Raw genomic sequence first — 23,898 nt, 5'->3', positions numbered from 1 at the left:
CGAGCGGGCGGGGGCCTCTGCGGGCGTCCCCGAGTCCCGCCACCGGCCCGGGACCTCGGCCATGACGAGGCCGAGGACCAGCCAGAAGAGCATGGCGATCCGGTCCAGATTGGCCGGGTGGTCCACCGTGGCCGCGAGGAAGAACCCCGTCAGGGCGGCGAGCCCGACGACTCCGGCCACGGACTTCTCCCGGGCGGCGCGGACCGCCGTGGCGAGGGCGATCACGGTCACCAGCACCATGCCGAGCAACCCGGCCACGCCCGCTTCGGCCAGCCAGTTCAGCCACATGTTGTGGGCGTGGACGAATGTCCGGCCGCCGGGTACGGCGGCGGAAACCGCGTCCCCGGCCCGCCCCAGCCCGACACCGAGCGGCTGGTCCACGGCGAGGTCGACGGCCGCCTTCCACGCCTGGCCACGGACACCGAGCGCGTCCCCGGCGCGCGAGACCACCCACAGCGCCACCGTCACGGCCACCAGTCCGGCCAGCCCCACGACCGTCAGCGTCCGCGCCCCCCACCGGCCGAGGCGGGGGGCGAGCCAGTACGCGCCGCCGAGCACCAGCAGACCCGCCGCCGCCGCGACACAGCCCGCCCGGGAGAAGGTGGTCAGCACCGCGCCGTAGCCGATGAGCCCCACGCTCACGACCGCGACGCGGGCCGTGCGCTCGGCGACCGTCACCGCGGCCAGCAGGGCGATCGGGGTGAGCAGCACCAGGAACGCGGCGAGCAGGTTCGGGTTGGCGAAGGTGCCGGTGGCGCGGATCATCGACCCGGGCCCGCCGCTGTCGCAGTCGACGTCGGTGAACAGACCAGTACGGCAGAAGCCGGTCGGCACCTCGTTGGTCACCTGGGCGAACGCCGAGGTGGCCGCGGCCGCCACGGCGGCCGGCGCGAGCAGCGCGACCGCCCGCCACGACTCGGGCTGCGCCCGCCGCACCCCGACCAGCAGATAGAAGGTGGCGACGGCGGTCAGCAGGGCGCGCAGCGGCGCGTCGGGGTGCCCGCCGACGTACGTGGTGGCGATGGCGCTGAGGAGGAGCAGCGCGATGGCGGGGTCGAGCCGGGTGCGGAACGTGGCGAGCCGCGGCGCCGTCACCGCCGTCGCGACCAGCCCCGCCAGCACGGCGAGGCGCACCGGTGTGAGGACGCCGACCAGAGGGGCGTCCGGGAAGAAGTCGGTGGCCGAATCGAGCATGACGACGGCCGTAGCCATCAGCGGAACGGCCTGGACTGTCGCGCGCACAGGTGCCATGGCGCCCCAGCGTGTCCGGCCGCGGGTACCGGCAGATGGCACCCACACGAACAGCGGAAAGCGCCCGCACGTCCGGTGTGCCCCCGACCGGTCCGGACCCGGCAGAACCGCCCCGACGGGCCCGAAGCCGACACGGGCCGGGCGCCGGTCGCGTCAGGTGGCCGCCGCACTCCCGGGAGCCGGGGCGGCGAAGGGGCGCAGCGGGACGATGCCCACGCTGTGGCCACTTCGGTCCAGTAGCCGGCCCATGTGCTTGACGGTGCGCAGCACCACCGAGCGGTCGTCGATGGTGAGCTGCGGCAGCCGCCTCGACAGATGCGCCTCGAAGGCGTGCACATCGCCGGCCACGCGCAGCCAGACGTCGATCACCAGGTTGTGCGGGCCCGCCGTGATCGCACACGACCGGACCTCCCGCACCCCGGCCAGCGCCCGGCTGGTCTCCTCCAGGCGCTCGGCCGGTACGGACGCGAAGTACACCGCGGACAGCGGCCACCCGGACAGTGGCCGGGCCAGGTCGCAGCGCAGGCACACCCGTGAGCCGAGCAGCCCCCGCAGCCTCCGGCGGACCGTGGTCAGGGGCGCCTCGGCGCGCTCCGCCAGGTCGCTGATCGCCATGCGGCCGTCGACGCTCAGCAGTTCCAGGAGCCGCACATCCAGGGGGTCCCAGCCGGCCGCCCCCGGCGGGAGCGGCTCGATCGGCGGGAGCGCCGCCTCGAGCCGGCCGCACTGCGCGGTGTCCAGGGCGCGAAGCCGCCACCGGCTGCCCTCGGAGGGCAGGGCCGTCGTCACATGCGTACGGGTCGCCCGCACCCCTGGCGCGCCCCGGAAGAGGACCGTGGTGAGCTGCGCCAGCTCGCCCAGGTCCGAAGCCTGGAGCGCGATCACCAGATCCCGGCTTCCCGCCGTGAGCTTGACGTTGGCCACCGAGGGCTCGGCCGCCAGGGCCTCGGCCACGTCCTCCCCGACCCCGGGCTCGGTGTCGACCTCGACGATGCCGGTCACCACGATCCGGGAGTCGGAGAGCTGGGGATAGGCGGTCACCCAGGCCAGCCCCGCCTCCTGGAGCCGCTGCCAGCGTCGCGCGGCCGTCACCGGGTTCACCGCGAGGACATCACCGACAAGTGTCCACGGGGCTCTGGGATGGATCTGTAGCGCGTGCACGAGGCCACGATCCAACTCGTCGAGGTCATGCGCGGCGTAATCCTGCGTGTGCATGGGCGGCGCTTTTCTGCGTATCGCATATGAATCTCGATGGAATGCTGCACGATAACACCCGAAACACGCGATGGATCGACACTCCTCCCCACCAGTTCCCTCAACGAGGAGTGAGATCTCGCTCATGACGGATGCCACCACGTCCGAGACCACCAGGACCGCTCTGCGCGTGGAGAACGCCACGTTGATCGACGGCACTGGGGCGACGCCGATCGCGGACGCCGTCGTCATCGCCGACGCCGAAGGAACGATCACCTACGCGGGCCCGGCGGCGACCGCGCTCCCGGCCTCCGGCGACGCCTTCACCGGTCGTGTCATCGACGCGGGCGGCCGCACCGTGCTGCCGGGCTTCTTCGACTGCCACACCCACCTCGCCTACGCCCATGCGTCACCCCCCGGCCGCCGTGGTGAACTCGACCCGGTCCTGGTCACCTACGACACCGCCACCCGGCTGCGGCAGACCCTCGACGCGGGCGTCACCACCATCCGGGACCTGGGCGGCCTGGCCACCGGTTACCGCACCGCCGTCGAGACCGGGCGGATCACCGGCCCCCGGGTGCACACCGCCGTACGGATCATCAGCCACACCGGTGGCCACGCCGATGTGCGGCTGCCCGACGGCACCGACCTCAGCGGCGGTGAGATGTCCATGCTGGCCGACACCGTGGACGAGGCGCGCCTGGCGGTGCGCAAGGTGCTGCGCGCGGGTGCCGACCTGGTCAAGATCTGCGCCACCGGTGGCATGGGAAGCCCGTATGACCAGCCGGACGACGAGGGGCTCCTGGAGGAGGAGATCCGCGCCGTGGTCGACGAGTGCCGGCGCCACGGCGGCAAGCCGGTGGCCGCGCACGCCCAGGGAAACGCGGGCATCCTCAACGCCATCCGCGGCGGGGTCACCAGCATCGAGCACGGCTACGGGCTGGACGACCGGGCCCGGGAGATGGCCGGGGAGCGCGGCGTCTACGTCGTCCCGACCCTCTCCACCGTCTACGCGGGCATCGACAAGGCCACCATGGAGCCCTATCACTACGAGAAGAAGGTGCGCTGGTCCGGCATCACCAAGGAGAACATCTCCCGCGCCATCGAGCAGGGGACCCGGATCGCGCTCGGCACCGATGCCGCCGTCTGCCCGCACGGACAGAACCTGATGGAACTGAGCTACCTCGTCGACCTGGGCATGGACCCGATGGACGCCATCGTGGCCGGCACCCGGACCGCCGCCGAACTCCTCGGCGTCGCCGACCGGCTCGGCACACTCGCCCCCGGCCGCGTCGCCGACCTCATCCTCTGCGAGGGGGACCCGCTCGCGGACATCGGTGTGCTCGGCGATCCCGCCAACGTCGTGTGCGTCGTGCAGGACGGCCAGGTCCGCAAGGACACCAAGGGCCTCCTGCCATCGGCCACGCCGGCCGGACGGCGGCCCTGATGCCGGCGGTGACCGGATTGCCCGCCCCCGAGGGCACCTCCCCGGACAAGGAGCGGCGCGGCGGCCTCGACCGTGTCCTCTCCTTCATCGAACGGGCCGGCAACGCCCTGCCCAACCCCATCGTCCTGTTCGCCGCGCTCTTCGTGCTGCTGGCCGTCCTCTCCACCGTCCTCGCCCTGACCGGCGTCTCCGTCACCGTTCCCGGCACCGATGACACCAAGGACATCGGCGGGCTGCTCACCGGTGAGGGGCTGCGCTGGCTGCTGGAGAACCTGATCCCCAACTTCGCCACCTTCCCGCCGATCGGCGCCGTCCTGGTGCTGATGATGGTGGTCGGACTCGCGGAGAAGACCGGCCTGCTGGAGACCACGATGCGGGCCTCACTGGCCCGGGTGCCGCGCGCCGTGCTGCCGTACGCGGTGGCGGTCATCGCCAGCCAGGCGCACATGATGAGCGATGTCGGCGCCATCGTGCTGCCCCCGCTGGCGGCCCTGGTGTTCAAGAGCGCCGGACGCCATCCCGTGGCGGGCCTCATCGGCGGTTTCGCCTGTGTCACCGCGGGCTACGCGGCCGGATTCACCATCGGCTCGCTCGACGCCCTGTACGTGGGCATCACCCAGCAGGCGGCCTCGGTGCTCCCGGCCGCCGAGGGCCTTCATATCCATGTGCTCATCAACTACTTCTTCACCGCCGCCAGCAGTGTCGTCCTGGGGCTGCTCGGCGGATTCCTCATCAGCCGCGTCCTCGAACCACGCCTCGCTCCCTACCAGGCGGCCGACCGTGGCGAGACCCCGCGGGAGGACCTGGCGCTCACCCCGGTGCAGCGCAAGGGGCTCGCGTACACCGGCGCGGTCGTCGGCCTCTACCTGGCGGCGGTTCTCGCGCTCTGGCTGCCGCCGGGCGCCCCGCTGCGCGGAGAGGGCGGTGCCTTCGTGCCCTCGCCGGTGCTCAGCGGTGTCGTCCCGGTCCTCTTCGGTGCCTTTCTGCTCGCCGGGCTCACCTACGGCTTCACGGTCAAGAAGCTCACCGGCACCGAGGACGTGGTCACCGCGATGACCGACTCGGTGAAGAACATGTCCGGCTACATCGTGATGATGTTCTTCGCGGCCCAGGTCATCGCGCTCTTCACCTGGTCCAACCTTGGGGTGCTGCTGGCGGTGAAGGCCGCCGCGCTGTTCAACGCCATCGGTGTGACCGGCTTTTGGGCGATCATCGCGTTCGTCCTGCTGGCCTCCTGCCTCAACCTGGTGATCCTCTCCGGATCCGCCCTGTGGTCCCTGGTCGGGCCCGTGTTCATCCCGGCGTTCATGCTGATGGGCATGAGCCCGGCGCTCAGCCAGGCGGCCTTCCGCATCGGTGACTCGGCGACCGGCGCCATCACCCCGATGAATCCGTATCTCCTCCTCATCCTGGCGATGGTCCGTGAATACGAACCGGAAGCCCGGCTGGGGACCCTCATCTCCCGGCTCGCCATCTTCGTGGTGCCGTTCCTGGTGGTGTGGCTGGCGATCCTCGGCATCTTCTACGGCCTGGACCTGCCGCTCGGTCCCGGAGCGCATATCGGCGTCCAATGACGCTCCCCGATCACACGGTGGTTCCGTCCGCACGGCCGAGCGGACGGAACCACCGTGTGATCGGGTGTTGCCGCCTATCGCTGTTCCTTCTCCCAGATCGCCCTGGTGACCGGGGCGGGGCGGGGGAGCGGCCGTCCGTCCAGATAGAGGTCGACCTGCTCGTTGTAGAAGGCGACCAGTCCGGCGACGGGGGACACCTGCCGGGTCGGGAAGTCGTAGGCCCAGGCGAGGTCCGGGTAGGTGGCGGTGTCGGTCCGCACAGCCCAGTAGCCGCTCGTCGTCCCCTTGTACGGACAGCTCGTGACGGTGTCGGTGGGCTCCATGCGCGTCCAGTCGAGATACACCCGGTCCAGGTAGTAGCGCGTCGGAAGCCCCGTCTCCAGCACCATCACCGAGTTCGGGGCGTCGGCGAGCACCGTGCCGTCCAGCTCGACGCGGACACCGCGGCCCGACCGGAGCGCGTCGACGCGGGTGTAGGGGCTCCTGGGGTGGACGAACACCTGCTCGTCCTCCTCGAACCAGGCGTCGATGGCCTCCCACCGGAAGCTGATGTGGCCGACGATGCCGCTGGGCGCGTCCTCGGCCCACTCCCAGGCCGCGCCCGGGCGGGTGAGCGAGCCCAGGTGGAGGCTCTGGCGGCGTGCTCCGCCGACCTTGAGCGTCAGGTTCCGGCCCTCGTCCACCAGCGCCCCCTCGGCGATGTCGCCGCGGGGCACGCAGTACTGCGGATAGCCCGGCCAGAGCCACACATAGCGCGCTCGCACGGTGTCGAAGACGAGGCGGCCGGCGACGTAGCCGCGGATGCGGCGCGGTACGGGCTCCACATGCCCGACCGGAACGATCATCCCGGGGTAGTCCGGCGGGTGCTCTGTCATACCTCTTCCAGGGCCTCTCCGAACTCGCGCAGCGCCTTGCCATGCTGGCTGTGGGCGAGCCCGTGCCCGATCGCTATGGCCGCGGCCACCGGCCATTCGATGACCCCGACCGCGGCGAGCAGGCCGACGCCCGCGAGAAAGCAGAGCTGTTCCTCCGACGGAAGCTCCACTCGCCGCTCCCCGAAGTAGACGGTCACCGAATGGCGCGCGCAGACGCTGTCGGCAGCGGCGCGCGGCCCATGGGATCCTCTCCTCGCGGCCCGAGCCGGTGCCCGGGAGTCCGCGCTGGTGGCAGGTGGTGTCTTGGTCGCTCTGGGCATTGGATCGATCCGTTCATCGGCCTGTGAGGGACATCCGCGCGATGACACTTCCACCCTAATCCCACCGCCACGGCTCATGCCCGGTGGCAGCTACTTGCCATGATTCCGGCCGGTCCGGCGAGATGCACCCGGTTGCGTCCACGGCCGGTGTATGCGGTCACCGTGGCTCGCTCCGGTTGCGGCCAGGGGCTCGCCGAAGCATCGGTGGCGGCCTTAGCTTCGAGCCGAATCGTGGCCGCCGGTCACGGCTGAGGCAACGGAGGAAGCGACTATGAGAGCGGCTTTACGCAAGGCACGGGTGGGAGCGGTTGTCGCCACCGCGGCGGTGCTCGGGCTGGCGGGGACGGTGGACGCGCAGGCCCTCGGGGCGGATCGGGCGCGTACCACGGCGGCCGCGGCCCCCAGCGCCGCCGCGGCCGTCGACTACCAGACGTGGAAGAACGACGTCGACAAGGTGATGGACCAGGCCCTTCCCTACATACAGGAGCGCATCAGCAACGGCGGGGGACAGAAGCAGGCGATCGTCCTCGACGTGGACAACACCTCGCTGGAGACGTACTTCCAGTTGTTCCCGCCGACTCCCGCCGTCGAGCGGGTCCTTGAGCTCACCCGCTACGCGAACGAGCGTGGGGTGGGCATCTTCTTCATCACCGCGCGCCCGGACATCCTCGAGCAGGTGACCCGCGGCAACCTGGTGCACGTCGGCTACCCGATCACCGGCCTGTACCAGCGGTCACTGGGTGACATCTTCGGTGACCCGACCGAGTACAAGACGGCCAAGCGGGCGGAGATCGAGTCCCTGGGTTACACCATCATCGCCAACATCGGAAACAGTCAGAGCGATCTTGTCGGTGGACACGCCGAGCGCACATTCAAACTGCCTGACTACGACGGTCAGTTGTCCTGAATCGGAATAGTGGGTTCCGGCGGCTCCCCGCAGCGGGCCGCCGGAGCCCGTCCGCCGGTGGCCGTGCTTCCGGTTTCCCTCAGGGGCGATGCCGGATACGGGTTTCCGGTTGCCTGGGGGCGAGAATCCGCACTCTACAATGAGGTTTCCCCCATTGTCTTTAGGGGTTCAACCATTCCCTGCGCTGGGAGCGGATGGGTATAGTCCAGCGCCATGGTCGGTCAAGGTGAGATCGTTGCGTCTTTGCTCGCGGGGGGATGGGGTGCGCATGGAAAGTGCGTGCCACGTTCCGAGCGCGGACGGTGTGGTCGAACAGCGAGCTGCCTGTTCTCCCTGAACTGCCTTGATCCCATGGTGCACTCGTGAGTCGCAACCCTTCCTTTCGGCAACAACGCCGGGTTTAGGACGTTAATCCCAGGCTTCAGGGGGAGCTGTGCCAATCCCTTGCAATGACGCGTTCATCATCGCCAAGAATTCCACCGGTCCGGAACCCGAACCAGACTCTGATATCACGCTGTTAAGACCGCGGGGCGCGGTCTTCAGCGGAGAGGTCGAGCGCTTGCTCCTGGAGGCCGGCCGACTCGTCAAGTCGGCCGTCGATCGCCATCGCAGCGAGGAACGGCTCCTCACCGAGATGGAGCCGGAGGAGGGTGTGGACGCCGCCGAGCAGGTCATCGAGTCGGCGCAGCAGAGCCTTGCCGTCGTGTTCACCGGCGGCGACGACCAGCGGGCCGCCCGGCTTGTCGCGCTGCTGGGCAGGGCCGTCGCCCGGGGGGTCGACGTGCGTCTGCTGGGGCGGGTGGGGCTGATGGACGAGCGATATCTCCTGAAATGCCTGGAGAAGTACGCATCCGGAGTCGACGTCAGGCTTATCGGGGAGCCGCTGCACGGAATGGTGCTCGCCGACGGCTCGGTGAGCGTGGTGTGGTCCGGCTCGGGCGAACTCTCGCGTGAGGCGGTGCTGGTGCGGTCACCGGCCGTGCTGCGCAATCTGCGCACCCTGTTCACGATCTCCTGGAACGGCAGCGCGGCGCTCGAGGACCACCGCCGCCTCAGCGTCCGGACCCGCAGCGTCATGGCCCGGCGGATACTGATGGCGCTGAGTTCGGGGCGCACCGACGAAGCCGCGGCCCGGGAAATCGGCATGTCGGTCCGCACCTATCGAAGGAACGTAGCCGAAATCACCCGTGAACTCGGTGCGAATTCACGATTTCAGGCCGGCGCCCGAGCGGTGGAGCTGGGTCTGCTGCCCTATGTGGACTCCGTCGATGATGAGGACTCGCAGCCGGCGTAATCACCCGGCAGTGGTCAGAACCTGTCAGGAAGAGTCGGCTCTCCTGAACTCACCCGCACTGTCTGGCAACTTGTTGTATGGGTCTTGCAGGGGATTGAGCGGCGAATGTAGGAACTTCCCAGCCTCTCATGCATTGCCCGATCCGCTTCCTGCGAGGAATGACATCCGGTGAATAGCGCGATGATTGAAGTGACGGACTTGAGCCGGTCCTACGGCAGCACCCGGGCGCTGGACGGTGTCAGCTTCCGGATCGGGGAGGGCGAGGTTCTGTGCCTGCTCGGCCACAACGGAGCGGGCAAGAGCACGCTGGTGAGCATCCTCGCCACCGCGCTGCCGCCCAGCCGGGGCACGGCACGGGTGGCCGGATACGACGTGGTGCGCGAGGCCCGCGAGGTACGCCGGCGCATCGGCCTGACCGGACAGCTCGCCGCGGTGGACGAGAACCTGTCCGGCCGGGACAACCTCATCCTGGTGGCCCGATTGCTCGGCGCGAGCCGCATCGAGGCCCGGGCGAGAGCGGATGAGCTGCTGGAGACCTTCGCCCTGACCGGCGCGGCCGACCGGGCGGCGGCCACGTACTCGGGAGGCATGCGCCGCCGCCTCGACCTCGCCAGCAGCTTCGTCAGCCGCCCCCAGGTGCTGTTCCTCGACGAACCCACCACCGGACTCGATCCGGTCAGCCGCAGCGGGCTGTGGGATTCGGTCCGGACGGCGGTGGCGGGCGGCACCACCGTCCTGCTGACCACGCAGTACCTCGAAGAGGCCGAACAACTCGCGGACCGGGTCATCGTGCTGGGCCGCGGCCGGACCATCGCCGACGGCTCGGTGGCCCAGCTCAAGGAGCAACTCGGCGTCAGCTCGGTCCGCGCCACCCTCGCCGATCCGGCGGCCGAACCGACCGCCCGGGCCGCGCTGCGCCACGCGGGTCTTGAGCCGCAGCCCGGTGAGCCCGCGGGCACGGTCTGCGTCCCCGTGCGCGAATCCGCCGCCCTGGCCGCCGTCGTCAGGGCCCTGGACGACGCGGGAGTGCTGATCACCGGGATCTCGCTGTCCGAGCCGACCCTCGACGACGTCTATGTGGCCCTCGCCGAGGGGCTGTCCGACCTGCCGGTCCTCTTCTGATTCCCGCCCCCGGGCCCCGGCCGACAGGCCATGCCCCCACGACCGCCGCGGGGCGCCCGCCGGATCCCCGATCCGCGGCCCGCCCCCGGATTCCGAGGAGTCTCCATGCCGCTGCCCGCACTGACCTACCGCTCCATCACCGAGGCCCAGATGCTGCCACGCCTCATCCGGCTCGGCCCCAATCTGTACGGCGCGGTCTTCACCCTGATGAAACTCGTGCCGGCGCAGTACATCCTGCGTCGCGCGCTGCAACGCGGTGAGCTGACCGAGGACACCGTGATCGTCGAGACCACCTCGGGCACCTTCGGACTCTCCCTCGCGATGCAGGCGGCGCTGATGGAGCGTGAGCTGATCCTGGTGAGCGACCCCGCGATCGACGACAACCTCCACCGCAGACTGACCGACCTCGGCGCCAAGGTGGAGATGTGCCTGGAGCCCGCGCCGGTCGGCGGGTATCAGGGAGCCCGGCTGACCAAGCTGGCGGAGATCCGCGCCTCGCTGCCGTCCACCTTCTGCCCCGAGCAGTACAACAACCCGGACAACGCCCGCTCGTACCATGTGGTGGCCGATCAGCTCGTGCGCACCTTCGGCACCGTCGACTGCCTGGTCGGCACCGTCGGCACCGCAGGATCGATGTGTGGCACCGGGGGCGGCCTGCGCGAATACAGCTCGCACACCCAGATCATCGGCGTCGACAGCCACCGCAGCGTGCTGTTCGGCCAGCCCGACGGGCCCCGCTCGCTGCGCGGCCTGGGCAACAGCCTGTGGCCCGCCAACCTCGACCACACCCTCTTCGACGAGATCCACTGGTGCAGCGCGGCCGAGGCATACGCCCAGACCCGGGCCCTGCACGCCGAATCCGCCCTCTTCCAGGGCCCCACCAGCGGCGCCGCCCATCTGGTCGCCCAGTGGTGGGCGGCGAAGAACCCGGACGGACTCTGTGTGGTGATCCTGCCCGACGAGGGATACCGCTATCAGGCCACCGTCTACGACGACGCGTGGCTCGCCGCGAACGGCGAACTGCTCGCCGAGCGTCCCACCGAGCCGGTGACCGTCGCGTCCCCCGCCGAGGCCGGTGACCGCTGGACCCGACTCGTCTGGGGCCGCCGCTCCTACGAGGAGGTGCCCGGTGTCGTGCCCCGGGTGACGCACCCCCTCGCCGAGCGGGCCCTGTCGTGAGCTCCACCGGACGGCTCACCCACATCCTCGGCCCGCGCACCCGCCGCGTCGTCTACGGCGAACCGGATCCCGGCGCCATACGCGGGGAACTGGAACCCATCAGCACCATCGACATGGCACATGTGGTCATGCTCACCGAGTGCGGACTGCTGCCCGCCGACACGGCCACAGCGCTCCTGGAGCGCATCACACGGCTGCGCGCGGAGGGCTTCGGCAGTCTGCACGGGCTGCCGGCGCCACGCGGCCTGTACTTGATGTACGAAGGCCACCTCGTGTCCGAACTCGGCACCGACGTGGGCGGAAAGCTGCACACCGGACGCTCCCGCAACGACATCAAGGCGACCGTCACCGCGATGCGGCTGCGCTCCGTACTGACCGATCTGCTCGGCGAGGTGCTGAGGCTTCAGGCGGTCCTGCTCTCCCGGGCCCGCGCCCACCGCGAGGTGGTGATGCCCATCTACACCCACTTCCAGCCGGCCATGCCGGTCAGCTACGGCTACTACCTGTGCGGAATAGCCACCGCGCTCGATCGCGACATCACCGCGCTGCGCCAGACGCTGGACGAGCTGGACCGCTGCCCCCTGGGCGCCGGGGCGGTCTCCGGGACGGACCTGCCCATCGAACCGGCGCGCACCGCCTCCCTGCTGGGGTTCGCCGGCCCACCGCTGCACGCGATCGACGCGGTGGCCGCACGGGACACGCTGCTGCGCGCACTGGCCGCCGCGTCCTCGGCCGGGGTGACGCTCAGCCGGCTCGCCACCGACCTGCAACTGTGGAGCACCCAGGAGTTCGGGCTGATCGAGTTTCCCGAACGGCTCGTCGGCGGCAGCTCGGCCATGCCCCAGAAGCGCAACGCGTTCCTGCTGGAACACGTCAAGGCCAAGGCGGGCGCGGCCATCGGCGCCTGGACGGCCTCCGCCGCCGCCATGAAGTCCGCGCCGTTCACCAACTCCATCGAGGTCGGCACCGAGGCCGTGGCTCCGGCCTGGCCCGCGCTGGCCGCCGTACGGGACTCCGTCCTCCTCGCCCAGGTGCTCGTCAGCGGCGCCCGCCCGGCCGTGGAGCGGATGGAACGGCGTACGGCGGAGAGCTTCGTGACCGCCACCGTGATCGCCAACCGACTGGTGGCACAGGGGGTTCCGTTCCGCACCGCCCACCACATCGTGGGCGCCGCCGTGCGCGAGGCGATCGAGAGCGGGGCAACGGAACTCACCAAGATCGCGCTGCCCGACGGGGCCCCCACCGGTACGGCCACCGAACTGTCCTCCCTGCGCGACGTCGTCGCGGCACATGACCGCGGCGGCGGCCCCGGCGAGTCCGACGCGGCCGTGGGCGTCCTGCGGGAGCGGCTCACCGCCCATGGGCGACGGCTCGCAGACCACCGCGGACGGACGCGGGACGCGGAGCGGAGGCTGGACGCCGCGGTCGAAGCGCTCCTGGCGGGCCATGGAACCACGGCGGCGAAGGACGGAGAACGGTGACCGGGCAGAACAGGACGAGCGGGCCCTGGCTCGCGTTCGTGGAGAGCAACACCACGGGAACGGGGCGGGAGTTCTGCGCGGCGGCGCGGGCACGAGGCTTACGGCCGGTGCTGCTGACCCGCGACCCGGCCCGCTATGTGTACGTCGAGCAGGACGGCGTCGACACCAGGCTGCTGGACACCGGTGACCTGGCCGCGGTGGTGGACTGCTGCACCGGGCTCGTACCGGACGGCGGGCTCGCCGGAATCGCCTCCAGCTCCGAGTACTTCGTGTCCACCGCCGCCCGTGCGGCGGCCAAGCTCGGCCTGCCCGCGGCGGACGGGGACGCCATCGCCCGGTGCCGGGACAAGGAGACGCAGGCCGCCGCGCTGGCGGCGGCCGGTGTCCCGGTGCCCGCCGGCGTGGCCGTCGGTGAGGTGGCCGACGCGGTGCGCGCCGCCGACGGGATCGGCCACCCGGTCGTGCTTAAGCCGGTCCTCGGCTCGGGCTCGGTCGGTGTCCGGCTGTGCCGGGACCGGGAGGAGACCCGGCAGTGGGCGGAGGAACTGCTCGGCCGCTCCACCGACGAACGCGGCAATCCGGTGCCGGCCCGGATCCTGGTCCAGGGGGCCGTCGAAGGGCCGGAGTTCTCGGTCGAGACCTTCGACAACACCGTCGTCACCGTCGTCGCCAAACACATCGGGCCCCGGCCGTACTTCGTGGAGACCGGACACCAGGTGCCCGCACCCGTGCCCGGCGCCGTCGCCACCGCGCTCGGCGGCACCGCCCTGCGGGCGCTGGCCGCGCTCGGCCTCGGCTGGGGAGCCGCCCACACCGAACTGCGGATGTCCGCGGACGGCCCCGTCGTCATCGAGGTCAACCCGCGCCTCGCGGGCGGCATGATCCCCGTCGCCGTACGGGCCGCCCTCGGCATCGACCTGGTCGACGCCGTGATCGCCCGCGCGGCCGGACAGAGCCGGACGCCCGCGCGGCCGGGCCGGGGGCACGCCGCGGTCCGCTTCCTGCGCAACGAGCGCGAGGGGCGGGTCACGGGCATCAGCGGGGTCGAGGCCGCCCAGGCGGCCCCCGGTGTGGTGGCCGTCGCGATCGGCACCACGCCCGGACGGACGGTGCGGGTGACGAACTCGTTCCAGGACCGCCTGGGCTGCGTCGTCGCCACCGGGACGGACGGGGAGCAGGCCGGAGACCGCGCGGCGGCCGCCGCGGGCCTGATCAGGATCGAGCTGGAGGAGCCGGCGCTGCCGGATGAAGGAGTCGCAGGCTGATGAGAGACAGCGCGAAGACCGAGGCGTTCACCCGCGTTCCCCGGTGGACCTTGCCCTCCGCGACGGATACGGGCACCGGAGTCCACGGCACCCGCCTGGACGCGGAGCTCATGGGCGCCCTGGAACGTACGGCGGGGGAACTGGACATCCCCCTGGCCGCCCTGCTGCTCGCCGGTCACGCCCGGGTCCTTTCGACCGTGACCGCCGAGCGGGACCTGCTCACCGGCTGTGTGCCGCAGGACGGGCCGGGCCCCGCGCGTCCGCTGGCCCTGTCCGTCGCCGAGACCACCTGGGCGGAGCTGGCGGCCCACGCCCATGCGGCGCTGAAGGGCCTGGGGCCCGCGGCCGACGTACGACCCGAGGCCGTGCTGGACCTGTCCGGGCTGGCGGAGCACCAGGACGGGCCGGCCCAGGCTCCGGCCCACGACGGGGGCTCGCCCGCCGCCCCGGACGACGGTGTGGTGCTCCGCGTGGCCTGGACGCGCGACGAACACGGCCTGTCGCTGCGGGTGCTGTACGACCGTGCCGCCATCGACGGCGACTACGCCCGGCGCCTCGCCGGATACCACCTCGCCGCGCTGCGGCATCTCGCGGACGCCCCGCACGGGCGGCACGAGTCACCGAGCCTGCTGTCACCCGAGGAGTCCGAGAAGCAGTTGCACGGGCTCGCCGGACCCACCGTCGAACTGCCCGACGCGACCTTCGTCGACCTGTTCCAGGAGCGGGCCCGCGGCTGCCCGGACGCCATCGCGGTCGAGCACGGCACGGTCCGGTGGACCTATCGGGAGCTGGAGCGGCGGGTCAACCGGATCGCGCACGCGCTGATCGAGGCCGGGGTGGGGCCCGAGGACGTGGTCGCCGTCGTCATGGACCGCACCCCGGAGTGGATCGCGGCCGCCCTCGGCGTCTTCACGGCGGGCGGCGTCTATCTGCCCGTGCGGCCGGACTTCCCGGTCGAACGGGTCGTCGCCCAGTTGGAGCGCAGCGCCTGCGCCGTCGCGCTGACCGAGCCGGGCAGCGAGGCGCTGGTGCGTGCGGTCTCCGCCCGGCTGGCCGCCCCGCTCACCCGGCTGTCGGTGACCCGGGTCCTGGCGCGCGGCGGCCACACCGAGCCGCCCAGCGTGTCGCCGACGCCCGGACAGGCCGCCTACATCTACTTCACCTCGGGCTCCACCGGAAGCCCCAAGGGCGCCCTGTGCGAACACGCGGGCTTCCTCAACCACCTCTACGCGAAGATCGAGGACACCGGGATGACGGCCGGTGGCGGGGACGTGGTCACCCAGATCGCCTCGCAGTGCTTCGACATCTCCCTGTGGCAGTTCGCCGCGCCGCTGCTGACCGGCGGCAGCGTACGGATCATGGACACCCGCACCCAGCTCGATGTCGGCGCCTTCGTCGAGGAGATCGTCGCGGGCCGGGTCACCGTGATGCAGGTCGTCCCGTCCTATCTGGAAGTCCTCCTCACCCACCTGGAGCAGCACCCCCGCCCGCTCGGCGCCCTGCGCTCGGTGTCGGTGACGGGTGAGGCGCTCACCTACGAACTGGTGCAGCGCTGGTTCGCCGCCTACCCCGATGTCCAGCTCGTCAACGCCTACGGCGCCACCGAGACATCGGACGACCCGATGCACGAGGTGCTGCACGGCGTCCCGGAGCGCGACTTCGTGACCGTCGGCCGCGCACTGCGCAACGTCAACACCTATGTGCTCGACGAGAACCTGGCGCTGGTGCCGCTGGGCACGCCCGGCGAGATCGCGTTCTCCGGGGTGTGCGTGGGCCGTGGCTACATCAACGACGAGGAGCGCACCCGGGAGGCGTTCGTCCCGGACCCGTTCCGGCCGGGCAGCCGGATGTACCGGACCGGTGACTTCGGCCGGTGGCTCCCCGAGGACCGCCTCGAATTCCTGGGGCGCCGCGACGCACAGGTCAAGATCCGCGGCTTCCGCATCGAGATCGGCGAGATCGAGAACAAGCTGCTGACCATGGCGGGTGTCCGCGAGGCGGCGGTGGTCACCGAGGGCGACACCAGTGAACAGCGCGTTCTCGTCGCCTTCTTCAGCGGCTCGCAGGAGGTGACCGCGGAGCGCGTGCGCGACTTCCTCGCCACCGTCCTGCCCGACTACATGGTGCCCACCCATATCCACCGGGTGGACCGGCTGCCGCTCACCGAGAACGGGAAGATCGACAAAAAGGCGCTGGCGCGGCCCGCCGCGGAGACGGCCGGACGCCCCGCCCACATCCCGCCCGCCACCCCCGCCGAACGGCGCCTGGCCGAACTGTGGGCCGACGTCCTCGGCGTACCGCGAGAGCGCATCGGCCGGTCCGACGACTTCTTCGAACTCGGCGGCACCTCGCTGGCCGCGGTGCGGCTCCTGGTCCGGCTCGACCGGGCGCTGTCGCTGAAGGACCTGGCCGCCCACCCGGTGCTCGCCGACTGCGCGGCGGTGCTCGAACCCCGCGACGGCGGCGCCTTCGCCCGCCCGGTGGCGACCCGGCTGCTCCAGCCGCTGTCCGCCGTGCCGGACCCGCACCACACCCTCGTGTGCTTCCCCTTCGCGGGGGGCAACGCCGTCAACTTCCGGCCCCTGGCCGCCGAACTCCGGCGCGACGGCATCGCGGTGCTCGGTGTGGAGCCGCCAGGCCATGACTTCGCCGGCGACGGTGAGCCGATGGAGGACGTCCCCGTCCTGGCCCAGTGGGTGCGGGACGAGATCGTCGCCCATGTCCCCAGGCCGGTGTCGGTGTGGGGACACTCCACCGGTGTGGCCGCCGCCCTGGAGACGGCGCGGCTGCTGGCCGAGGCGGGCCGGCCCGTCGAACGCGTCTACATCGGCGCGCTGCTGCTGGCGGACACCGAGACGCTCGCCGCCGAGATGACCCGGGCGGCCACGGCGGACGACCAGAGCCTGCTGTCCCGGCTGCGGGCCGGAGAGGTGTACACGGAACTGGAGGAGCTGGGGACGGAGCGCGCCGATGTGGTGGCCCGCGCCTACCAGCACGACGTCCTGACCGCCGGCCGGCATCTGCGCGCGATGGGCGAGGACCCGGAGGCGTACCGCCTCGATGTTCCGGTGGAGGTGGTGGTCGCACGGGACGACGCCGCCACGGCGGCCGTCACCGAGGAGTACGGCGGCTGGAAGGCGATCTCCGACCGGATCACCCTCCACGAACTGGCGGAGGGCGGCCACTACTTCGTCCGCACCCGGCCGGCCGAGACCGCCGCGCTGGTACGGTCCGGCTGCGCGCCGTCCACGCCGCGGGACCAGTGACGAAGGGGGCGTACCCGGGTCCGCCCGGGTACGCCCCCTCATCCGTGGCCACTCATCCATGGCCCGTCGGCCCTGGTCTCCGGGACCAGGGACCGGCGATCAGGGACGGAACGGTTCGCCGAGGCCGACGACGATCTCGCGGTCGCCACGGTAGGGCTCGCGGCTGTGCGCCATCCGGACGTTGTCGATGACCAGCAGGTCGCCCCGCTGCCAGGGCCTGCGCACCGTGTGCTTCTCGTAGACCGCGTTGATGAGTTCGACGGTGGCGCTGTCCAGGGGGGAGCCGTCGCCGTAGAAGGTGTTGAACGGCAGCCCGTCGGGGCCGAATTCCGCGGTGAGGAACTCACGCACCTCGGGGGCCATCGTCCACTCGTTCAAGAACGCGATCTGGTTGAACCAGCACCGCTGGCCCGATTCGGGATCCGTGATGACGGCCTGGCGAGTCTGCCGGGTGCGCAGGCCGCCATCGGCGTCCCAGCGCACCTCGATGCCGTGGTCGGCGCAGTAACGCTCCACCTCGTCGGGGTTCTTGGCGCCGAACGCGTCCTCCCAACCGATCCCGACGAACGGGTTGTAGTGGCGGGTCAGCACCCAGCCGTGGCGTTCGAAGCGCTCGACGAGCTCGTCCGGGAGATCACGCAGCACCGCACGGGCGTCGGCGACGGCCGTGACTCCGCCGACAGCGGGCGGGGTGACACAGGCGAAGACCATCAGCCGGGGCGCCTCGGCCGCATAGCTCAGTTCGTGGTGCATGCACATGGGCTGGTCGGCCGGCCAGTGCGAGGAGGAGTACAGTCCCGGCCCGAACTCCTCGCGGGGCGCGAACCCCTCACGCTCGGCCATGCCTTCGCCGATGATCCCGCGGACCACGGCGGCGGCGTGCTGGTGGCCGTCCAGGTCCAGCCCGCGGACCAGCAGGGCACCGTGCCGGGCCACCAGGTCCCGTATCTCCTCGCGGTGTTCGGCGGCCCAGGCCGCGGCGTCGGTGCCGGGCCCGGGGGCGGCGTCCAGCCGCCGCAGGGCGTCTCGCTGCTCGGGCATGAGGGCTCTCCGTTTCGTCTCATGAGGGGGAGGGTGTGAGAAGGGGAAGATGGGTTCAGACCAGGGGGCGCCGGAACGCCCACACCGCCGCGCTCGCCCCGAACAGCGCCACGAGGGCGCTCGCGCCCAGAGCGGACCACACCTGGGCGCCCAGCGGCTGGTCGAGACAGAGAGAGCGTGAGGCATCCATCGCGTACGACAGCGGGTTGAGGATCGCCAGGACCTGAAGCCAGCCCGGCATACGGTCCACCGGGACGAAGGCGCTGGAGGCGAACATCAGCGGGAACGTCACCAGATAGGCCATGCTCTGGAGCGCCTCCGCACTGCGCAGCCAGGCCGCCAGCGCCAGGAAGAGCCAGGTCATCGCCCACACCACCACACAGGTCAGCAGCAGCGCGGCCACCAGTCCCACGACGCCGCCGGCCGGGTCGGCGTCCATGAACACCACGGCCACCACGAGCAGGATCGCGAGCTGTGCGGTGGTGCGCAGCAGGTCGGCGAAGCTGCGGGCGAACAACAGCAGCGGCGCGTGGATGGGCAGGGTGCGCAGCCGGGCCACCGCGCCGTTGTCCATGTCCCGGACCAGGCCGATACCGGAGGCGATCGCGGGGCCGATGCCCGTGGTCACCAGCAGCGCGGGCAGCAGATAGTCCAGGTAGGAGACGCCGTCGGGCAGGTGGTCGAGGTCGACGATGCTGCCGAAGACCTCACTGAGCAGCAGCAGCATGAAGACCGGCTGGAGCATGGCGAGGATCAGGGTCCGGCGGTGTGCGAGATGGGCCTTGAGCGACCGCTGGGTGAGGATCAGCAGTTGTGCCGGGGGGCTGCTGCCGTGCCAGGCGGGAGCGAAGGCGCCGCCGTCCGGTAATGACGTGCTACGGGTCATGAATTTCCTCCGGGAGTGGTGCGCCCGCTGGTGCGTGGCACGGTGCGCCAAATTCCTGGAGCGGTAGTCGAAGAAAGGCAGGATCAAAGAATCCGCCGTCATGACCGGCTACGCGATGACTGAGCGCGGTGGTATCGGATGGCTGTGTCGTCCATGGGGAACGAATGCGCTTCGACTCTATCGCGCGGAATTGGCTCCGACGGGGCGTTTCATGGCCAGTACTGGCCGGTGCGCACGAGAACCGCGATGAGATGCGGGCGGTTTGGTCGGTTTTGCGACGAGGAGATGGGGTGCACGGTGCAATTTGTTGTCAGCGCCTTTCCCCGTCTGCGGCCCCTCGGTAGAAATGCACGACAGTGCCGGATCGGCATCTGGAAACTCAGTCCGCGGACACGAAGGGCAGGGCCTCGGATATGGCGGGAATCGTCACCGCCCCCACCGTTGACGCAGTGCTCCGGGAGCATGCGGAAAACCGTCCGGAAAAGACGGCGGCCGTATTCGTGACGGACCCGTTGCGCACCGACGGAGCGCAACGGCTCACTTATGCGGAACTCGACGCACAGGCCAGGAGCGTCGCCGTACGGCTTCGCGCCCATGTCCCGCCGGGGGGCCGCGTCGTCCTGCTGTACCCCGCCGGGCTGGCCTTTCTCATCGCCTTCCTCGGCTGTCTGTACGCGGGCGCCGTCGCGGTTCCCTCGTCCCTGCCCGGCCGCTACCGGCACGAGCGCTACCGGGTCAGGCGCATCGCGGACGACGCGGGCGCCGTGGCGATCCTCACCGACACCGCCACCCGCGCCGACATCGAGGCATGGGCCGCCGAGGAGGGACTCGACAGCCTTCCCCTCCTGGTCACCGACGACGGCGAGGCCGCCGATCCCGACGCATGGACGATCACGCCCGCCGGACACCACACGCTCGCCGTGCTCCAGTACACCTCCGGCTCCACCGGCGACCCCAAAGGCGTGATGATCAGCCACGGCAACGTGCTGCACAACACCGCCAACCTCGCCGACTCGCTGAAACTGAACGACACCACCCCCATCGGCGGATGGATCCCGCACTTCCACGACATGGGGCTGATGGGCTCGATCCTCCCGCCACTGCTGCTCGGGTCGACCACCGTCCTGATGAGCCCCACCACCTTCCTCAAACGCCCCCATCTGTGGCTGCACATGGTCGACCGCTATGGCGTCGAGGCGTCCGCGGCACCTGACTTCGCCTACGACCTGTGCAGCCGACGGGTCACCGAAGCCCAGAGCGAGGGCCTGGACCTGTCCCGCTGGCGGCACGCGCTGGACGGCTCCGAACCCGTACGCGCCGCCGTACTCGAACGATTCCAGCGGCGCTTCACCGGGCACGGACTGCGCGCCGACGCGCTGACCCCCTGCTACGGCATGGCCGAGGCGACCCTCTTCATCGCCGGGGCCGCCGGCACCGCCCCCCGGGTGCGCCACGTCTCCGCCGAACTCCTGGAACGCCACGAGTTCCGGCCCGCGGCCCCCGACGAGCCCGCCCGCGCCGTCGTCGGCTGCGGCCCGCCGCTCGGCGCCGAGGTGCGCATCGTCGAACCCGACACCCGGCAGGTCCTGCCCGACGGCGGCGTCGGCGAGATCTGGATCCGCGGGGACATCGTCGGCAAGGGCTATTGGAACCGCGAGGCCACCAACGAGGCCGAGTTCCACGCCACGACCGCCGACGGCGACACCGACTGGCTGCGCACCGGAGACCTCGGAGTCCTGTACGAGGGCGAACTCCACATCACCGGCCGCATCAAGGACGTCCTCAACCTGCGCGGCCGCAACCTCTATCCGCAGGACATCGAGCAGGAACTGCGCACCCAGTGGCCCGAACTGGGCAACCTCGTCGGCGCCTGCTTCACCGTACCGGGCGAGGGCCCGCAGGGCGATGACGTACTCGTGGTCACCCACGAGGTGCGCGGCATCAAGGACGAGGAACGGCTGCGCGAACTCGCCGCCGAGATGCGGCTCACCGTCGCCCGCGAATTCGGCGCCCCCGTCGGCGCGGTCCTGCTGCTGCGCCCCGGCGGAGTACGCCGCACCACCAGCGGCAAGATCCAGCGGCGCGCGATGCGCGACCTGTTCCGCGCCGGCGAGCTGCGGCCCACCTACGCGGTCTACGAGCAGAGCCTGCTGCGCCCCTTACCCGAGCCCCAGGAAGCCGCCGTATGACCACCACCTCCCCGACCACCGCCTCACCGACCACCCCGGTCCAGAACCCCTCCGCCGCGCCCCTTGAGCGGCTCACCCGGCTGCTCGGCGAACTCACCGGACCCGGGCAGCCCTTCGCACCCGAGGCGCTCGCCGAACTCGACCGGACGGAGGCGTTTCCCGCCGAGGCATGCCAGGCGCTCGACGCGTTCGGACTGCGGCGCTACTACGTACCGGCCGAACACGGCGGCGCACTGGAGAGCTTCGACGTCGTCATGGGGCTGCTGCGGGCCGTGTCCCGGATCGACCTGACCGTGGCCGCCTCGCACGGGAAGACCTATCTCGGTGCCGCCGCCACCTGGATCGCGGGAGAGCCGGCGGCCGCCCGCCGGCTGGGAGAGCGGATAGCGGAGGGCACGACCGTCTCCTGTGCCCTGACCGAACGCCACCACGGCAGCGATCTGATGGCCGGTGAACTGACCGGCAGGCCCGCCCCGGGCGGTGGCTGGCTGCTGTCCGGCGAGAAGTGGCTGATCAACTCCGCCACCCGGGCCGGCCTGGTCACCGTCCTCGCCCGCACCGACGACAACGGCGGACCGCGCGGCTTCAGCCTCTTCCTCGTGGACAAGTCCCGCCTCGCCCCGGAACACTTCACCCACCTGCCCAAGGTGCCCACCTACGGCATCCGGGGCGCGGACATCAGCGGCATCGCCTTCCACGACGCGCCGTTGCCCGAGGACGCGCTCATCGGGCGGGTCGGTGCGGGCATCGAGATCATCCTCAAGGCGCTGCACCTCTCCCGGACCGGCTGCGTCGCGATGTCACTGGGCGCGGGAGACCATGCGCTCGCCCTGGCCGCCGAGTTCGTGGCCCAGGACGGCGGAGGGCTCGCACGGGATCCGTACGTGCGGCGGGAGCTGGGCGAGGCCGCCGCGGGCCTGCTGCTCGCCGACGCCACCGGCGTGGTGGCGGCGCGCTCCCCGCACGCGCTCGCCGGCGAGATGAGCGTCATCTCCGCCGCCGCGAAGGCATATGTGCCCGCCGAGGTCGACGCCCTCATCGCGCGCCTGCTGCACCTCCTCGGCCCGTACGGACTGCTCAGCCCCGACGACCCGCACTCCGGATTCGCCAAGGTGGAACGCGACCACCGCATCATCGGCATCTTCGACGGCAGCAGCCTGGTCAACCGCAGCGCCCTCATCGAGCAGTTCCCCCGCATCGCCCGCGGCTACGCCAAGGGCCGGTGGGACGCGGAGGGCCTCGCCGAGGCCACGAATCCGCAGGCCCCGCTGCGCCCGATGCGGCCCGGCGACTTCGGCCTGGTCTCCAGCGGCGGCTGCTCCGTCGTGGCCGGACTGTCGGCGGCGGTCGGCGAGCTGCGCGAGCTGGCCGCACGTGGCCACGCCTCCACGGCGCTCACCACGCTGGCCGGGCGGCTCCTGGAGGTGTCCGACCGGCTCCACCAGGAGCTGGCGGCGGTCCGGTTCTCGCCCCGTGCCGTCCCCGGCCACGCGTTCGGGTTCGCCGAGCGGTTCGAGTCGTGTTTCGCGGCGGCCTCGGCGCTCCATCTGTGGCTGCGCGCCGCCGCCCGCGCCCAGAGCCCCCTCGCGGAGACCGCGCTGACCGCCTGTCTCGTCAAGGCGCTCACCGACCTGGAGGAGCCCGTCGACGAAGCCGACCGCACCGTCTTCGACGACCTGGCCGACGCGGTCCTCGCCCGCCCGTCCGCCCCCATCCACTCGCTCCTCGACCACGTGGAGCCGACCAGCTCCCAGGAGGGGGCCGCCTCGTGACCACCACCACCGGTTCCGTCGCCCTCGCCACCACCGTGGAGAAGCGCCTCGGCGACCCCTACGACACCACGAACCCCAACGGCTTCCGGGCGATCCTCGCCGCACGGGAGGCCGGACAGCCACCGGCCGGTGAGCCCTTCCGCGTGGACGGCATCGACGGCGGCGATGTGGACCCGGAACCGCTGATGCACGCCCTGCGCGCCGGGTACCGCAGATCGCCCACGCTCACCCGGTCCGGCGGTGGGGCCCAGTGGGGGAGCGGCGCCGTGACGGTCGGCGCGACCGCCGTCGGCACCCTGGACTCCGGCCTGCGCATGACGGTGCGCCATCTGCGGGCCCGGCGCCTGTACGGCGCGGCGGCCATCGACATCCCCCAGTTGCGGGCGGTACTCGCCGGAGCCTACGCCGACCTGCTGCTGTGCGACGCGCTGACCACACTCGCCGTCCGGAACACCGACGCCTTCCCCGCCTGGCCGGACGCCCACGACCGAGTGGTCCGGATCCTCGTACCGCGCGTGCTCCAGGGCGCGATGGACCGCCTCTCGCTGGCCATGGGGTCGCGCTTCTACATCAGGGAGGGCGAACACCCCGCCTTCCATCTGCTGCTGAACGAGATGCAGAGCGCGCTCTTCGCGGCGGGCGGCCGAGTGGCGAGCGGCCGAGCGGCGAGTGGCCGAGCAGCGAGTGGCCGAACGGCGGACGGCCGACCGGACCGGCTGCCTGAGCCCGCGGTCGCCGCCGCACCCCTCAGCGGCATGACCGTCGCGGACCTGATCACCGCACCGGCCGTCACCGCGCTGTGCGACCCCGAACTGCTCGCCGCGGCGCCCGGCCA

Annotated in this window: 17 protein-coding genes and 1 pseudogene; 12 read left to right on the top strand and 6 right to left on the bottom strand. The window is 71.4% G+C overall.

Translation table 11 applies throughout. The features are described 5' to 3' along the window. Together KN815_RS26950 and KN815_RS26945 are read right to left on the bottom strand one after the other, a co-directional pair. A partial coding sequence (locus KN815_RS26950; protein ID WP_216344503.1) for an O-antigen ligase family protein occupies positions 1–1,251 on the bottom strand: 1,251 nt, incomplete at its 3' end. Positions 1,252–1,404: 153 nt separating this feature from the next. Continuing rightward, complete coding sequence (locus tag KN815_RS26945; protein WP_216344502.1) at positions 1,405–2,466, bottom strand: Lrp/AsnC family transcriptional regulator; 1,062 nt, start codon at positions 2,464–2,466, stop codon at positions 1,405–1,407. Positions 2,467–2,590: 124 nt separating this feature from the next. Between KN815_RS26945 and KN815_RS26940 the strand changes: the two genes are divergently transcribed. Together KN815_RS26940 and KN815_RS26935 are read left to right on the top strand one after the other, a co-directional pair. Beyond that, positions 2,591–3,892 carry a metal-dependent hydrolase family protein gene (locus tag KN815_RS26940; protein WP_216344501.1) on the top strand — a complete coding sequence of 434 codons (1,302 nt, stop codon included), beginning with the start codon at positions 2,591–2,593 and terminating at the stop codon, positions 3,890–3,892. After that, positions 3,892–5,466, top strand: a complete 1,575-nt coding sequence (locus tag KN815_RS26935) for an AbgT family transporter (RefSeq protein WP_216344500.1) — start codon at positions 3,892–3,894, stop codon at positions 5,464–5,466. Before KN815_RS26940 ends, KN815_RS26935 begins: the two co-directional genes overlap by 1 nt. Positions 5,467–5,540: 74 nt before the next feature. Here KN815_RS26935 and KN815_RS26930 read toward each other — a convergent pair whose 3' ends face one another. Further along, positions 5,541–6,341 (bottom strand): DUF427 domain-containing protein, encoded by an 801-nt coding sequence (locus tag KN815_RS26930; protein ID WP_216344499.1) that lies wholly within the window; start codon positions 6,339–6,341, stop codon positions 5,541–5,543. Next, on the bottom strand, positions 6,338–6,511 hold the full coding sequence (locus KN815_RS26925) for a hypothetical protein (RefSeq protein WP_216344498.1): 174 nt from the start codon (positions 6,509–6,511) through the stop codon (positions 6,338–6,340). The genes KN815_RS26930 and KN815_RS26925 overlap by 4 nt, the downstream gene beginning before the upstream one ends. 421 nt (positions 6,512–6,932) lie before the next feature. Between KN815_RS26925 and KN815_RS26920 the strand changes: the two genes are divergently transcribed. The 7 genes from KN815_RS26920 to KN815_RS26890 all read left to right on the top strand — a co-directional run bounded on the left by KN815_RS26920 (position 6,933) and on the right by KN815_RS26890 (position 17,175). After that, positions 6,933–7,568 carry an HAD family acid phosphatase gene (locus tag KN815_RS26920; protein ID WP_216344497.1) on the top strand — a complete coding sequence of 212 codons (636 nt, stop codon included), beginning with the start codon at positions 6,933–6,935 and terminating at the stop codon, positions 7,566–7,568. A 559-nt stretch (positions 7,569–8,127) separates the two neighbouring features. Continuing rightward, positions 8,128–8,862: a phospholipase D-like domain-containing protein gene (locus KN815_RS26915; RefSeq protein ID WP_216344496.1), complete on the top strand. Its 735-nt coding sequence runs from the start codon at positions 8,128–8,130 to the stop codon at positions 8,860–8,862. A gap of 180 nt (positions 8,863–9,042) precedes the next feature. Further along, positions 9,043–9,984, top strand: a complete 942-nt coding sequence (locus KN815_RS26910) for an ATP-binding cassette domain-containing protein (RefSeq protein ID WP_216344495.1) — start codon at positions 9,043–9,045, stop codon at positions 9,982–9,984. 105 nt (positions 9,985–10,089) lie between these two features. Further along, the gene (locus KN815_RS26905; RefSeq protein ID WP_253209269.1) at positions 10,090–11,163 is read left to right on the top strand and encodes a pyridoxal-phosphate dependent enzyme; all 1,074 of its coding nucleotides are present in this window, start codon (positions 10,090–10,092) and stop codon (positions 11,161–11,163) included. Further along, positions 11,160–12,644 (top strand): argininosuccinate lyase, encoded by a 1,485-nt coding sequence (gene argH, locus KN815_RS26900; protein WP_216344494.1) that lies wholly within the window; start codon positions 11,160–11,162, stop codon positions 12,642–12,644. Before KN815_RS26905 ends, argH begins: the two co-directional genes overlap by 4 nt. Beyond that, entirely contained in the window at positions 12,641–13,909 is a 1,269-nt protein-coding gene (locus tag KN815_RS26895; RefSeq protein WP_216344493.1) for an ATP-grasp domain-containing protein, read from the top strand. The genes argH and KN815_RS26895 overlap by 4 nt, the downstream gene beginning before the upstream one ends. Continuing rightward, positions 13,909–17,175, top strand: a complete 3,267-nt coding sequence (locus KN815_RS26890) for a non-ribosomal peptide synthetase family protein (protein ID WP_216344492.1) — start codon at positions 13,909–13,911, stop codon at positions 17,173–17,175. Before KN815_RS26895 ends, KN815_RS26890 begins: the two co-directional genes overlap by 1 nt. 99 nt (positions 17,176–17,274) lie before the next feature. Here KN815_RS26890 and KN815_RS26885 read toward each other — a convergent pair whose 3' ends face one another. Further along, positions 17,275–18,216, bottom strand: coding sequence for a TauD/TfdA family dioxygenase (locus KN815_RS26885; RefSeq protein WP_216344491.1), 942 nt, complete (start codon positions 18,214–18,216; stop codon positions 17,275–17,277). Positions 18,217–18,271: 55 nt separating this feature from the next. After that, positions 18,272–19,102, bottom strand: a complete 831-nt coding sequence (locus tag KN815_RS26880; RefSeq protein WP_216344490.1) for an ABC transporter permease — start codon at positions 19,100–19,102, stop codon at positions 18,272–18,274. Positions 19,103–19,515: 413 nt separating this feature from the next. Here KN815_RS26880 and KN815_RS26875 point away from each other — a divergent pair, with 413 nt between their 5' ends. From KN815_RS26875 to KN815_RS26865, 3 genes and pseudogenes are all read left to right on the top strand, one after another. Further along, on the top strand, positions 19,516–21,291 hold the full coding sequence (locus KN815_RS26875) for a fatty acyl-AMP ligase (RefSeq protein ID WP_301184647.1): 1,776 nt from the start codon (positions 19,516–19,518) through the stop codon (positions 21,289–21,291). Then, positions 21,288–23,063, top strand: coding sequence for an acyl-CoA dehydrogenase family protein (locus KN815_RS26870; protein WP_216344488.1), 1,776 nt, complete (start codon positions 21,288–21,290; stop codon positions 23,061–23,063). The genes KN815_RS26875 and KN815_RS26870 overlap by 4 nt, the downstream gene beginning before the upstream one ends. Next, positions 23,060–23,898, top strand: a pseudogene (locus KN815_RS26865) (hypothetical protein); the annotation flags it as partial. The gene KN815_RS26870 and the pseudogene KN815_RS26865, both read left to right, overlap by 4 nt.

The organism is Streptomyces niphimycinicus, assembly GCF_018883605.1.
GTDB classification, from domain to species: Bacteria; Actinomycetota; Actinomycetes; order Streptomycetales; family Streptomycetaceae; genus Streptomyces; species Streptomyces niphimycinicus.
The sequence above is the reverse complement of the archived record's forward strand: the minus strand, read 5'-3'. Positions and strand labels throughout refer to the sequence as shown.

Bases quoted from the DNA above. Each gene is read 5' to 3' on its own strand.
- KN815_RS26885 (WP_216344491.1), bottom strand. From the start codon at position 18,216: ATGCCCGAGCAGCGAGACGCCCTGCGGCGGCTGGACGCCGCCCCCGGG.
- KN815_RS26880 (WP_216344490.1), bottom strand. From the start codon at position 19,102: ATGACCCGTAGCACGTCATTACCGGACGGCGGCGCCTTCGCTCCCGCC.
- KN815_RS26940 (WP_216344501.1), top strand. From the start codon at position 2,591: ATGACGGATGCCACCACGTCCGAGACCACCAGGACCGCTCTGCGCGTG.
- KN815_RS26875 (WP_301184647.1), top strand. From the start codon at position 19,516: ATGGCGGGAATCGTCACCGCCCCCACCGTTGACGCAGTGCTCCGGGAG.
- KN815_RS26920 (WP_216344497.1), top strand. From the start codon at position 6,933: ATGAGAGCGGCTTTACGCAAGGCACGGGTGGGAGCGGTTGTCGCCACC.
- KN815_RS26905 (WP_253209269.1), top strand. From the start codon at position 10,090: ATGCCGCTGCCCGCACTGACCTACCGCTCCATCACCGAGGCCCAGATG.
- KN815_RS26910 (WP_216344495.1), top strand. From the start codon at position 9,043: ATGATTGAAGTGACGGACTTGAGCCGGTCCTACGGCAGCACCCGGGCG.
- KN815_RS26930 (WP_216344499.1), bottom strand. From the start codon at position 6,341: ATGACAGAGCACCCGCCGGACTACCCCGGGATGATCGTTCCGGTCGGG.
- KN815_RS26870 (WP_216344488.1), top strand. From the start codon at position 21,288: ATGACCACCACCTCCCCGACCACCGCCTCACCGACCACCCCGGTCCAG.
- KN815_RS26945 (WP_216344502.1), bottom strand. From the start codon at position 2,466: ATGCACACGCAGGATTACGCCGCGCATGACCTCGACGAGTTGGATCGT.
- KN815_RS26890 (WP_216344492.1), top strand. From the start codon at position 13,909: ATGAGAGACAGCGCGAAGACCGAGGCGTTCACCCGCGTTCCCCGGTGG.
- KN815_RS26935 (WP_216344500.1), top strand. From the start codon at position 3,892: ATGCCGGCGGTGACCGGATTGCCCGCCCCCGAGGGCACCTCCCCGGAC.